The sequence below is a fragment of the Paenibacillus andongensis genome (assembly GCF_025369935.1).
Classification (GTDB): Bacteria; Bacillota; Bacilli; order Paenibacillales; family NBRC-103111; genus Paenibacillus_E; species Paenibacillus_E andongensis.
This window is the reverse complement of the sequence record NZ_CP104467.1, coordinates 4,323,095-4,335,760: the sequence shown is the minus strand read 5'-3', so window position 1 is coordinate 4,335,760 and position 12,666 is coordinate 4,323,095. Positions and strand designations below refer to the sequence as shown.

At 47.7% G+C, this 12,666-nt stretch carries 11 protein-coding genes; 8 read left to right on the top strand and 3 right to left on the bottom strand.

Annotation, left to right across the window (positions count from 1 at the left end):
* Position 1: 1 nt before the first annotated feature.
* From NYR53_RS19635 to NYR53_RS19615, 5 genes are all read left to right on the top strand, one after another.
* Complete coding sequence (locus tag NYR53_RS19635) at positions 2 to 1,024, top strand: ABC transporter substrate-binding protein (RefSeq protein WP_261300917.1); 1,023 nt, start codon at positions 2 to 4, stop codon at positions 1,022 to 1,024.
* Between the two features lie 23 nt (positions 1,025 to 1,047).
* A complete protein-coding gene (locus NYR53_RS19630) occupies positions 1,048 to 1,458 on the top strand; it encodes a DUF4395 domain-containing protein (RefSeq protein WP_261300916.1) in 411 nt (136 codons plus the stop codon).
* Between the two features lie 205 nt (positions 1,459 to 1,663).
* Positions 1,664 to 2,494, top strand: a complete 831-nt coding sequence (locus NYR53_RS19625; protein ID WP_261300915.1) for an alpha/beta hydrolase family protein — start codon at positions 1,664 to 1,666, stop codon at positions 2,492 to 2,494.
* 19 nt (positions 2,495 to 2,513) lie between these two features.
* Entirely contained in the window at positions 2,514 to 2,723 is a 210-nt protein-coding gene (locus NYR53_RS19620; RefSeq protein ID WP_261300914.1) for a YezD family protein, read from the top strand.
* A gap of 118 nt (positions 2,724 to 2,841) precedes the next feature.
* A complete protein-coding gene (locus tag NYR53_RS19615) occupies positions 2,842 to 3,816 on the top strand; it encodes an alpha/beta fold hydrolase (protein ID WP_261300913.1) in 975 nt (324 codons plus the stop codon).
* Positions 3,817 to 4,107: 291 nt separating this feature from the next.
* Here NYR53_RS19615 and NYR53_RS19610 read toward each other — a convergent pair whose 3' ends face one another.
* The 3 genes from NYR53_RS19610 to fadR are packed head-to-tail and all read right to left on the bottom strand — an operon-like array spanning position 4,108 to position 6,501.
* Positions 4,108 to 5,091 carry an electron transfer flavoprotein subunit alpha/FixB family protein gene (locus NYR53_RS19610; protein WP_261300912.1) on the bottom strand — a complete coding sequence of 328 codons (984 nt, stop codon included), beginning with the start codon at positions 5,089 to 5,091 and terminating at the stop codon, positions 4,108 to 4,110.
* A gap of 19 nt (positions 5,092 to 5,110) precedes the next feature.
* Positions 5,111 to 5,875, bottom strand: a complete 765-nt coding sequence (locus NYR53_RS19605) for an electron transfer flavoprotein subunit beta/FixA family protein (RefSeq protein WP_261300911.1) — start codon at positions 5,873 to 5,875, stop codon at positions 5,111 to 5,113.
* Positions 5,876 to 5,913: 38 nt separating this feature from the next.
* Positions 5,914 to 6,501 (bottom strand): fatty acid metabolism transcriptional regulator FadR, encoded by a 588-nt coding sequence (gene fadR, locus NYR53_RS19600; protein WP_261300910.1) that lies wholly within the window; start codon positions 6,499 to 6,501, stop codon positions 5,914 to 5,916.
* Positions 6,502 to 6,794: 293 nt separating this feature from the next.
* On the opposite strand from fadR, the gene NYR53_RS19595 reads away from it, so the two are divergent.
* From NYR53_RS19595 to NYR53_RS19585, 3 genes are all read left to right on the top strand, one after another.
* Positions 6,795 to 8,828 carry a (Fe-S)-binding protein gene (locus tag NYR53_RS19595; protein WP_261300909.1) on the top strand — a complete coding sequence of 678 codons (2,034 nt, stop codon included), beginning with the start codon at positions 6,795 to 6,797 and terminating at the stop codon, positions 8,826 to 8,828.
* Positions 8,829 to 8,915: 87 nt separating this feature from the next.
* A complete protein-coding gene (locus NYR53_RS19590) occupies positions 8,916 to 11,309 on the top strand; it encodes a 3-hydroxyacyl-CoA dehydrogenase/enoyl-CoA hydratase family protein (RefSeq protein ID WP_261300908.1) in 2,394 nt (797 codons plus the stop codon).
* Between the two features lie 74 nt (positions 11,310 to 11,383).
* A complete protein-coding gene (locus NYR53_RS19585; protein WP_261300907.1) occupies positions 11,384 to 12,568 on the top strand; it encodes an acetyl-CoA C-acyltransferase in 1,185 nt (394 codons plus the stop codon).
* Positions 12,569 to 12,666 lie beyond the last annotated feature (98 nt).

The window sequence follows — 12,666 nt, the reverse complement described above, 5'->3', positions numbered from 1 at the left end:
TATGACACAGAGATCATTGAAATTGCTCAGTTTTGCTCTTATTCTAACTTTATTTACAGTATTATTAGCAGCTTGCGGCTCAAAATCGACGAAAACAACAGCTCCCGCAACCACCACTACAACAGCATCAGAAGCAAAAATTACACTGCCTGAAACCCTGCGTATTGGATTTATTTCTGCAAATAATAATAAGACCATTACCGGACCGGAAGGCTGGGCGCAATCCAAAGGTTACCTCGAAAGCGAACTCAAGAAATACGGTGTTAAGGAGTTCAAATATTTCAACTTCCCGAATGGTCCTAACTTGAACGAGGCGATTACCGCGGGAACACTGGATGTTGGGATTTACGGGGATACACCCGCTATAAATGGGAAAGCTGCAGGTCTGAAAACGCGTTTGATTAACCAAACTCAAATTAATATGAATGCCTGGTTGGTAGCTAAAGCGGACGGTCCTAAGACGTTAACTGACCTCAAAGGTAAAAAGGTCGCTACTTCCCAAGGTTCCTATATGAGCCGATATTTAACAAGCTTACTTAAGGAGCAAGGGCTTGATAAAGATGTGAAGATCCTGCATTTATTGCCTGCTGATGGCGAAGCTGCACTATCCCGCGGTGACATTGCAGCTTATGCCTACCCAACTGGATTCGGGCCTTTACTTCTAAAAAAAGGATATGTTGCCATTGATGAAGCGGCTAAACATCCCGTTCTACAGGGCTCTAGTCTAACCGTAGTTACGGAAGATTATTTGGCTAAGAACCCGCAATTTCCTAAACTCTGGAACGATCTTCGTACGAAAGCAGTGAAGGAAATACGTGAGAATAGTGAAGAATATTTCAAATTCTATGCGGAAGCTTCCGGGTATCCAGTGGACGTTGTGAAAGCATCCTTCAAAATCGAGCAATGGCCCATTGAATCAAGCACAACGGATGGTTTGAAGCTTATAGAAGAAACGAAGAAATTTCTTGTGGAACAAGGATTGGCGAAGAAAGATTTTGTTATAACCGACTGGTTAACGAAATAGGATTGACCAAGGGGGGGGTGAGGGTGAAAGAAGTTCCAATTTCCTATGTGAAGGCTAATCAAACGGGTATCGTTCTCTTTGTCCTTCTGGCATTTGCGTTTCAATGGACCTGGCTAGTTACCTTGCTTTGGGTGATTCAGGTGCTTGGCCTAGTAGGTGGCGGGAAATGGAATCTGTTCGTGGCGGTGTCTAAACGGTTTCTATCTCGAAGTGGAACGGAAACACAAGCTGCAGAGTTGACAAGGTTTAACAATGCTTTGGCCGTTTTATTTCTTTCTTTATCACTTGCTTTTTTTGCCTTCGGTTTGAATATGGTGGGGTACATCTTCACTGGCTTTTTACTCTTAGCTGCAGGCGCAGCTTTGCTGGGCTATTGCATCGGATGTACGATTTATTATCGGTATAAGCAATTCATAGTCAGACAACGGGTATAGCGCGGTTAATGAAAGGTAAATATGGAAAGACTCTCACTAGAGTAAGGTGGGAGTCTTTTGTATCCACATTAGGACCAATAATAATTGCCGAAAATATGTTAAAAATAGGATTGACACCTCTAGTAGGTGATGCTAATATTGGTTTATACCTAATTCACACTAAACTTATCGGAATTATATGTGAAAACGAAAGGGAGTTAACATCATGGAGCATGCTATCACAATTCAAAGCGACGACGTCGAATTGGCCGCAACGTTACATTACCCGACTAATCAATCAGGAGCCGCGCAAGTTGATTGTCAACGTTGGCCACTTATTATCATCTGTCATGGATTTATTGGCAGCCGGATAGGTGTGGATCGGTTATTTGTGAAGGCAGCTCGTGAGTTTAGCTCGCAAGGCTACTTGGTTCTCCGTTTCGATTACGGTGGTTGCGGTGAGAGCACTGGCGACTATGGCGCTGGCGGGCTGGATGTTCTGGTTGAACAAACGAGAAGTGTTATTGATTACGCCTTGACGATTGATTGTGTAGATCTTAGTCGTGTAATTTTGGTGGGTCATAGCTTAGGCGGTGCGGCAGCCGTTTTAACGGCGGCGAGAGATAATCGCGTGAAAACACTCGTGTTATGGTCAGCTGTCGCTCATCCACACAATGATATTGTAAGAATTGTAGGCAAGAGTGAATACGAGAAGCTTCCTATAGGCGGAGCGATCGATCATCATGGCTATGTATTGACAAGTCAATTTTTTGATTCTTTATCTCAGCATCAACCGTTTGAACAACTTCGTAAATTTAACGGCGATGTCCTCGTTATTCACGGTACTGCGGATGATATTATACCAGTCGATTATGCGCCATTATACCAGAAGATGTTCTGGATGCGATCAGAGGGTCAATGCGAACTAGAGCTTGTTTATCAAGCAGATCATACTTATTCAACAACAAGTTCTAAGAAAGAACTATTTGAGAAAACAGGGAACTGGTTATCCTTTATCCAGAAACAGAAAAAAGATTGGAACGATTGGACAATTTAATGGAAGCGGAGGCAAGAGAATGGCGAAACCACTAGAGTTAGATGATATTTGGGTGGACAGAATTAAACAAATGTTAAACGGGTTGGAGTACGGTTCCGTACAAATCGTCGTTCACGATGGTAAAATTGCTCAAATCGATAAGACAGAGAGAAAACGATTCGACGCCTTATCTCAACCGCAATCCCAATTGCAAGCAGTAAAATCAGTGAAACAAACTAGTAAAGGTTAGCATATAGCGCTTAAAAATAAAAAGTGGTCTCCAAGCCCTCTTTCCTCGGAAAGGGGGCTGTTTTCATGAAGAGGAAGCTTTATAATGAGGAAGAATAGGCGGAATATTTTGGTGTGAAATGGAAAGTTTATGGGGGGATCTTATGCAGAAGCAGCATTTTATATGGAAAGACTCTAAGCAGATAAATAACTATGTATATGAATGGCTGCCTGATGAGACCAGTGAAATAAAAGCGATTGTGCAAATTGCACATGGCATGTCCGAGACGGCCGCTAGGTACGAGAGGCTAGCTGCTTTATTAACAAGCCAAGGTTATGCTGTCTATGCAAACGATCATTTGGGGCATGGACGAACTGCAGGTTCACCTGAAGCCGTAGGTAAATTTGGCAAAGATTGCTTTCATGGCATGGTTGAAAATATGGGACAGATCACCAGTGAGATCCGTAAAAGGTATCCAGCTCCTATTCCTTTGTTTGTGATGGGTCATAGTATGGGCTCATTCTTGACGCAGCACTACATGGTGTCGTATGAAACAAAACATCCGGACCACGTTCAAGGAATTATTTTGTCAGGCACCAATGGTAAACAGGGACCAGCTTTACAAGCTGCAATTGCCATTGCTACAACAGAAGCAGCTATTCGAGGGGATCATCATAGGAGTGAACTTGTTACATCCCTTTCATTTGGAGCTTTTAATAAAAGATTCGCACCGAATCGAACGCCATTCGATTGGCTAAGTAATGATGCAAGTGAAGTTGATAAATATGTAGACGATCCTTATTGCGGAGTCACGTTTACATCGGGTTATTTCAGAGATTTTTTTAGGGGACTAAAGGAAATTCATCAAGCTAAACATGTAAGACAGATCCGTAAAGATTTGCCTTTGTACGTATTCTCAGGTGAAGATGATCCGGTTGGTGGAGGCAGTGGGGTGCGCAAGCTGCTTAGCATGTACGAGGAACTTGGGCTTAAAAACGTAAGCAGCAAGCTTTACCCTCGCGGCAGACATGAAATGTTAAATGAAGTGAATCGGGATGAAGTCATGGATGACATTGCAGCGTGGCTGAATGAGCAGGTTGCAACTAGGGGTTAGATATTGGAAGTAAATTGAATGTGAGCAGAAGGCTGCTCTTTCTTGTAGAGCTATCTATGAGCGAGGGGCAGCTTTTGCTTTTTAGTGAGAAATTGGAGAGACTTAAGCATTTCTTTGGAGCTGCTGGCGAATGCCTTCACGTTGGTGTTATAGGCATGGGAAATGCTCCTGTCTTTATGTATGTATGCTGAGTTTACTGGATAGCTGGGTGAAGTTCAAGAAAAAAACCACCCTGTTAGCAGGCTTAGCCTGATTATCAGGGTGGTCAATTGACGAGTAGAGAGGGAGCCACTACTTCAGCAGCATGCGGAATTCCTCGGTCAGCAGGGGCACGACCTCGAACAGATCGCCGACGATGCCGTAGTCGGCTACTTTGAAGATCGGCGCCTCAGCATCCTTGTTGATCGCGATGATGACGCGCGAAGAGCTCATCCCGGCAAGATGCTGGATGGCGCCGCTAATACCGCACGCGATGTAGATCTCCGGCGTCACCACCTTGCCGGTCTGGCCGATTTGCATCGCGTACTCGCAGTAGCCCGCGTCGCAGGCTCCGCGGGAAGCCCCGACAGCGCCGCCCAAGACGGCAGCCAGCTCTTCGAGCGGCTGGAAGCCATCGGCGCTGCGCACGCCCCGTCCGCCGGAGACAACGATCTTGGCTTCTGCCAAGTCGATGGTGCCGGACGTTTTCTTAACGACCTCCCGGATGATGCTGCGCAGGGAGGGAGCGGGGTAAGCAACATCGATGACCTCGGCTTGACGCGAAGAGTCAGGCTCGGAGACTGCGATGTTGTTCGGTCTTATCGTGACGACCCATGTGCCATTCGGGTCGGTAAACGCTTTCTTTTCGACGGCTTTGCCAGCGTAAAGCGGTCGCGTGAACTGCACGCTATCCCCGCTGCGCGAGATAGCCGTAACATCCGAGAGCTGGCCAGCTGCGAGCTTCGCCGCGGCCAGCGGTGCGAGATCTCGGCCAACTGCCGTGTGGCCGAAATAGAGCGCGCCTGGCTCGGCGATATCCGTGACAGCCAGCAAAGCGCTCAAGTAGGCTTCCGAGCTGTAGCTCTCCAGCTGGTTGTCTTCGACGACATAGATGGTGTCTGCGCCATAAGCCGCAAGCTCACCAGCAAGCGCTTTGCTTCCTGCGCCGCCAATTAATACTGCGGCGATGCTATCACCATCAAAAGCGGAAAGCTGCGCTGCGCGTAAAGCTTCAAAGGATACCTGACGCAGCTTGCCACCGCGTGCTTCTGCAACAACGAGAAATGTTTTGCTCATAAATGTAGCCTCCCCTTATTTAGATCACTTTGGATTCGCTGCGTAATGCTTGCACGAGTTCGGTAACTTGCTGTGGAAGGTCGCCTTTTAGGATGCGGCCTGCTTTGCGCTCAGGTGGCAATGTCAATTCCAAGCGCTCTGTTTTGGCGACAGCAGAATCAGCGCCTTCAATATCATCAAGTGTTAAGTGCTGGAACGGTTTTTTCTTTGCTTTCATAATCCCAGGAAGTGAAGGGTAGCGTGGCTCGTTCAAGCCTTGCTGTGCCGTGAATAGAGCAGGGAGAGGTACCTCGATCACTTCGATATCGCCTTCTGCATCGCGGTGGGCAACCGCTTTTCCTCCGGAAATTTCCAGCTTTGTAATAGAAGCAACATGAGGTAAGCCTAGGAGGGAGGAGAGTCGTATGGCGACTTGCCCAGCCCCGTTATCGACTGAGAAATTTCCGCCTAATATAAGATCAACGGACTGTCCGCGCAAATAGTTGGCCAAAATTTCAGCTACTTCGAACTCATCTCCCTTAATGCGTTCATCAGAGATAAGAACAGCTTCATCAGCCCCCATCGCCAGTGCAGTTCGCAGCGCTTCGGCAGTACGTTCTGGACCAACCGAGAGTAGAGTAACCTTGCCGCCCAGCTCATCTCGAATTTGAATGGCTTGCTCAACCGCATATTCATCGTAAGGATTGATGACGAATTTCACGCCATCCTCTTGAACGGCGCCGCCCTGCAGGACGATTTTTTCCTCCGTATCAAACGTTTGTTTCAATAATACAAAAATGTCCATAGTCAAGCTCCTTCCTGAATATACATGTTATACAGACCTTAAGACTCGATGCCTTTCATGAAAAAATCAATGGTAGGTCCAACTTGAGCGGTTAACGAATACTTCCGGCCAGAAATGAGCCAAGAAGTAACGACTTCATCCATGCCGCCAAAAATGAGAAGCCTCACGAGCTTCACTTCAAAATCAGGACGGAAACTGCCGTCTTTCTTACCTTTTTCTAATATATTTTCAATGAGGATAATATATCTCTTTAATGCAAGGCCAATCTCTTTGCGAAGCTCGAGATCACTCTGTCTGAGCTCAATTTGGGTGAGGTAAGCCAGATGAATATTCCCTTCCAGTACACTGAAATGAATCTCACATACTTTGTGCAGCGCTTCTCTAGCTGTCATTTGGTCATTCAGCCCATGATTGAGCTTCTCAACAAGCTCGCCTAATTTCTCTTGAAACAGGCTGGTCAAAATATCCTCCTTCTTTTTGAAATAAAGATAGATGGTCCCATCGGCCACGCCAGCTTCCTTGGCGATTCGGGAGACTTGAGATTTGTGAAAGCCATGCTCAGCAAACACTTTCAGAGCGCCCTCGAGAATTGCGTAATACTTGTCTGGTTTTTTGCCACTTGTCAAGGAGATCACCTCGGTGTTAGAATACAAATATCGGTGAATGAATACTCATTCATTTTCGTAATTTCATCATAAAATACGCAGTACGCCTTGTCAACGACTTATTCAGCTTATTAAAGCAAGTAGGAAGGTTTGCCGGCTTACACTTCACAATGAAGCATTTTTCAACTCTGGAAATAGGGTCAAATGGAACTTGCTTTTTTACGATGCTTGAATGTAAGCGGTTACTTTGCGAAAACGCTGAACATGCTTACGTAGAAAGTTTTGCTAACGCAAAACGTTAGGGAGGGTCCTCAATGACCGGTTCACTCATTCAGTTTCTTTTATTTCTGGCGGTTACGGGGTTTGCCGTGTATTTGTTTGTACGTGTTGTATATCACCGATATTTGTACATCAGGCTGGGCAAGTCTGTGAATTTGAAAACGGAAGCGAAGGCGCGGTTGAAGGAATTTGCGATTCAGGTATTTGGCCAGACCAAGCTGTTGAAGGATAAGAAGAGCGGCATCATGCACATTGTGATCTTTTATGGATTCATTATTTTGCAGCTTGGGGCGCTTGATCTCATTTTGAAGGGATTAATTGGCCATGGGTTACCAATACCAGGTTACGATTATTTCACTTTGATGCAGGAAGTGACGGTTGCGCTGATTCTTCTGGCCATGGGATATGCAACGTATCGCCGTTATGTAGAAAAGCTAAAACGGCTGAAACGCGGTTGGAAGCCTAGTATCGTTATATTCTTCATTTTTTTCTTGATGCTATCTGTCGTTGTCAGCGGTGGCTTTGAACGGGTGAAGGAAGGGATGGAGACATCCGCTTTTGCGCCTATTTCATCTCTGTTCGCAGCAGCCTTTAGCGGGATGTCGCAAACAGCGGCAACGGTTGGTTTCTATATTAGCTGGTGGATGCATTTGCTGATCCTACTCTCTTTTCTGATCTATGTACCACAGTCGAAGCATTTTCACATTATTACAGCGCCTATCAATATCTTACTGCGCCGCACAGAGCCAATCGGTAAACTAGCTTCGCTTAATCTAGAGGATGAAGAAGCGGAGTCGTTCGGTGTAGGCAAAATTGAGGATTTCACACAGAAGCAGATGCTTGATTTCTACTCTTGTGTGGAATGCGGGCGCTGCACGAATGTTTGTCCCGCGAATACGACAGGTAAGATGCTGTCGCCGATGCATTTGATTACGAAGCTTCGTGATCATTTGACGGAAAAAGGCGCCGCCATCACCTCGAAATCACCATGGGTGCCAGCTTTTGCTTTCGCTAGTCCAAGTACCCATAACCCGCTAGAAGTTGAGCTTATTGGCGGCGTTATTACGGAAGAGGAGCTGTGGGCTTGTACAACCTGCCGCAATTGTGAGGATCAATGTCCTGTTGGGAATGAGCATGTGGATAAGATTATCGATCTGCGCCGACATCTTGTATTGACGCAGGGCAGCATGCCTCATGATGGCCAGCGTGCTTTACAAAACATCGAAAGACAAGGAAATCCTTGGGGTATTAGCCGGAATGATCGCGTGAAATGGGTCAAAGAAGTAGATCCAAATGACGAACTCGGCGTGTGTACGGTGAAGGAAAATCCGGAATTCGAGTACTTGTTTTTCTTGGGTTCCATGGGCGCCTATGATAATCGCAGCCGTAAGATCACGCATTCTTTTGTTAAATTGATGAAGGAAGCCGGCGTCTCCTTTGCCATTTTGGGCAATGAGGAGAAGAATTCCGGTGATACACCTCGCCGGATGGGCAATGAATTTCTATTCCAACAGCTGTGTGCGGACAATATTGCGACTTTTCAAAAGTATAAGGTTCAGAAAATCGTAACGACGTGCCCGCATACGTATCATACATTCAAAAATGAATATCCTGAATTTGGACTTACGGCTGACGTTTTCCATCACACCGAGCTGTTGGATCTGTGGGTGAAAGAGGGGCGTCTTAAGCCGCAGCATGAAGTTAGAGAGCGTATTACGTACCACGATTCTTGCTATCTAGGCCGCTACAACGAAGTGTATGAGGAGCCACGCAATGTACTCCGGGCAATTCCAGGGGTTGAGTTGGTTGAGCAAGACCGTTCTCGCGAGAACAGTATGTGCTGCGGTGCCGGTGGCGGCATGATGTGGATGGAAGAAACCGCAGGCACACGCGTTAATGTAACGCGCACGGAACAGCTTTTGAGTGTGAAACCCACCGTTATCAGTTCTGCCTGCCCTTATTGCTTAACGATGGTGGAGGATGGAACGAAGCTTAAGGAGGTCGAGGAACAGGTTAAAGCGCGAGATATCGCTGAAATTCTTGCCATGTCAGTGTTTGGAACGCCTTAGGATAACGACTTTATCGCCTTACAGGCAAGCGTTTTTGTCAAGGTTGATGCGAAAACTGAAAAAAATCATGTAGGAGGAAATTTCCATATGACAAAGATTCGTACAGCGGCCGTTATCGGCTCCGGTGTGATGGGCTCCGGCATTGCTGCCCATTTGGCAAATGTAGGCATTCCCGTGTTACTGCTCGATATAGTGCCAGCCCAGCTACAGCCACAAGAAGAAGCTGCCGGCCTTACGTTAGATCATCCCAAGGTGCGGAACCGATTTGCTCTTAACGCGATGGATAAGCTCAAGAAGACGAACCCTGCTCCCTTATATAGCGAAGCTTTTGCTGAACGCATTACACCTGGCAATCTGGAGGATGATTTAGCGAAGCTTGGAAGTGTGGATTGGATTATTGAAGTTATAGTGGAAAATTTGCAAGCGAAGCAGCAGCTCATCAGCCGTATTGAATCCGTTTGGAAGCCGGGAACCATTGTTTCCTCAAATACATCGGGCATTTCAATCAATGCCATGGTTCAAAGCGCCAGCCCTGAGTTTAAAAAGCATTTCCTTGGCACTCATTTTTTTAATCCGCCTCGCTATATGAAATTATTGGAAGTAATTCCAAATGAACAAACTGACCCTGCAATTGTTGCTTTTATGACTGACTTTTGTGAGAAAAAGCTTGGAAAAGGTGTTGTTCAAGCGAAAGATACGCCGAATTTTATTGGCAATCGAATTGGCACTTATGGGCTTTTGGTTACTTTACGTGAGATGCTCGCGAGCGGGTATTCCGTTGAAGAGGTAGATGCCGTAACGGGTCCGGCTATGGGCCGCCCGAAGAGCGCGACGTTCCGTACGCTTGACTTGGTGGGTCTGGATACATTCGTTCATGTTGCCAATAACGTGTTTGATCTTGTGACTGACCCGGCAGAGAAGGAAATTTTCAATACACCTGCAATTTTGAAAACGATGGTAGAAAAAGGTTGGATTGGTGAGAAGCAAGGCCAAGGATTTTATAAAAAGGTGAAGTCCGAAGCTGGTAAAGAAATTCAGTCTCTAGATTTAAATACGATGGAATATTCGGCAAGCCGAAAAATCAGTTCTGGCTCTCTGGAAGCCGCGAAGCAGGCGAAAGGCACGGTAGGGAAGTTAAAGGCTTTGCTCGGCGCGAAAGATCGCTATTCGGATTTGGCGTGGAATATTTTGAAGCCAGTGCTCCTCTATTCGGCAGAGAAATTAGATGAAATTGCAGATTCCATTGTCGAGATTGATCATGCGCTCAAATGGGGCTTTAACTGGGACCTCGGTCCTTTCGAAACGTGGGATGCCATTGGGCTGAAACGTTCTGTGGAACGAATGGAAGCGGAAGGCAGCAAGGTGCCTGATTGGGTAAAAGCTTGGATTGCCGCCGGCCATGACAGCTTCTATGAGAACAGGGGAGGCCAGAGTTTTTACTATCTGAAAAATGAATTTCGCGGTGTTGAAACAAGACCGGAACTTATTTCACTTGCCTCTTTAAAACAGCAGAATAAAGTCATTCGCTCGAATAGCGGCGCTAGCTTGATTGACATTGGTGACGGGGTTGCATGTCTAGAGTTTCACTCACCGAACAATGCCATTGGGGCCGATATTCTCACGATGATTCAGCAAAGCGTGGACGAAGTACGCAGCAACTATCGCGGAATGGTTGTCGCTAACGAAGGCAAAAATTTCTGCGTCGGCGCCAATGTGATGCTGTTGCTAATGGAAGCACAGGATGGGGAGTGGGATGAAGTAGACGGCATCATTCGTTTATTCCAAAACTCCATGCTGAAGCTCAAAAGGCTTGAAAAGCCGGTAGTTGCTGCGCCACACAAGATGACACTTGGTGGCGGGGTTGAGGCTTGTATGCCGGCTGACCAAATTATTTTCTCAGCGGAAACGTATTATGGACTCGTTGAGGTGGGAGTTGGCTTAATTCCTGCTGGTGGCGGATGTAAAGAGTTAGCGCTTCTAGCAAGTCAACAAGTTCGTGACCCGGAAGTCGATCTACAACCGTGGATTAATGCAATTTTTGAAACGGTGGCCATGGCAAAGGTGTCGACGAGCGGTCATGATACGAAGCGTCTAGGCTTTATGAGAGCACAAGATTCGGTAGTTGTGAATCCGGATCATCGTATTTATGAAGCGAAGCAAGCGGTTCTTCGCATGGAAGCGGCAGGATACACGCCCCCTGCGCAAGAGAAAATCCGCGTCGTTGGCGAGAATGGTAAAGCGGTGATGCAAATTGCTGCCTATACGATGCGTCAAGGCGGATATATCAGCGAGCACGATCAATTGATCGCGAACAAGCTTGCGCACGTGCTTGCAGGAGGGAATGTGCCAGCAGGAACATTAGTCTCAGAGCAGTATATGCTCGATTTAGAGCGTGAAGCCTTCCTTAGTCTTTGTGGAGAGCAGAAAACACAGCAGCGCATGCAATACATGCTTTCCAAAGGGAAAGCACTGCGGAACTAAGAGAGAAGACCTTGCCTTTCTAATTAGAAAGCCCCGAGTGGTGCAAGTCTATTACTCATAATGAGGTGAAATCGATGAAAGAAGCAGTCATTGTATCGATAACGCGCACGGCAGTCGGTCGCGCGAAGAAAGGCAGCTTCGCTCAAACCAGAGCGGAGGATCTAGGTAAAGCCGTATTGGAAGAAGCAATACGCCGTGCTCCTGGACTCGACAAAGGAGATGTCGAGGACATCATCATCGGGTGCGCGATGCCCGAAGGCGAGCAAGGGCTGAACTTCGCCCGCACGATGTCGTTGTATGCGGGCTTCCCGGTGACCGTGCCGGCGATCACGGTCAATCGCTTTTGCTCCTCCGGGCTGCAAGCCATCGCATATGCGGCGGAGCGCATTATGCTTGGCCACGCGGAGGTGATTGTCGCCGGAGGCGTTGAGAGCATGAGCCACGTCCCGATGACGGGCTTCAAGCTCTCGCCGCATCCGGGGCTGGTTGAGAGCATGCCCGAGGTGTACATGGGCATGGGTCACACGGCCGAAGAAGTCGCGCAGCGCTTCGGCATCTCGCGCGAAGCGCAGGATGGCTTCGCAACGCGCAGCCATCAGAAGGCAGCTGCCGCGATAGCAGCCGGCAAGTTCGTAGACGAGATCGTGCCAGTTAGCACGAGCGTGAAGGGCATTGACGAACGCGGCAAAGCGTTCGAGCGGAAGTTCGTGTTTGCCACGGATGAGGGCGTTCGCCCCGATACATCCGTGGAAGGGCTTGCCAAGCTGAAGCCTGCGTTCAGCTTGGGCGGCTCTGTGACGGCGGGCAACGCGTCACAGACGTCGGACGGCGCAGCGGCGGCCGTGCTGATGAGCCGCGAGCGCGCAGAAGCGCTCGGGTTGAAGCCGCTGGCGACGTTCAAGTCTTTTGCGCTTTCTGGCGTGGAGCCGGAAATTATGGGCGTCGGGCCTGTGAAGGCGATTCCGAAGGCTTTGCAGATGGCGGGCATCACGCAAGACCAAGTGAATCTGTTTGAAATCAACGAAGCGTTCGCTTCGCAATGTGTCCATATTATTCGCGAGCTGGGCTTGAATGAAGATTTGGTGAATGTGAACGGTGGCGCCATTGCCCTCGGGCATCCGCTTGGGTGTACAGGAGCGAAGCTGACAACGAGCTTAATTCATGAGCTGCAGCGTCGTGGCGGCGGGTATGGTGTAGTGTCCATGTGTATCGGCGGCGGGATGGGGGCCGCAGGAGTTTTTCAGGTGCACCCTGCGTGATTGACCTAGAAAGTGAAGTGCGATTTATGTGGATGGCAACATCCACGTTCCCTTAATCGGCGTTGTATCCATTTAAATTTACCCTTGTACAATTAATC

Coding starts and splice junctions, on each gene's coding strand:
- NYR53_RS19625 (WP_261300915.1), top strand. CDS start 1,664: ATGGAGCATGCTATCACAATTCAAAGCGACGACGTCGAATTGGCCGCA.
- NYR53_RS19635 (WP_261300917.1), top strand. CDS start 2: ATGACACAGAGATCATTGAAATTGCTCAGTTTTGCTCTTATTCTAACT.
- NYR53_RS19620 (WP_261300914.1), top strand. CDS start 2,514: ATGGCGAAACCACTAGAGTTAGATGATATTTGGGTGGACAGAATTAAA.
- NYR53_RS19605 (WP_261300911.1), bottom strand. CDS start 5,875: ATGGACATTTTTGTATTATTGAAACAAACGTTTGATACGGAGGAAAAA.
- NYR53_RS19590 (WP_261300908.1), top strand. CDS start 8,916: ATGACAAAGATTCGTACAGCGGCCGTTATCGGCTCCGGTGTGATGGGC.
- NYR53_RS19615 (WP_261300913.1), top strand. CDS start 2,842: ATGGAAAGTTTATGGGGGGATCTTATGCAGAAGCAGCATTTTATATGG.
- NYR53_RS19585 (WP_261300907.1), top strand. CDS start 11,384: ATGAAAGAAGCAGTCATTGTATCGATAACGCGCACGGCAGTCGGTCGC.
- NYR53_RS19595 (WP_261300909.1), top strand. CDS start 6,795: ATGACCGGTTCACTCATTCAGTTTCTTTTATTTCTGGCGGTTACGGGG.
- NYR53_RS19610 (WP_261300912.1), bottom strand. CDS start 5,091: ATGAGCAAAACATTTCTCGTTGTTGCAGAAGCACGCGGTGGCAAGCTG.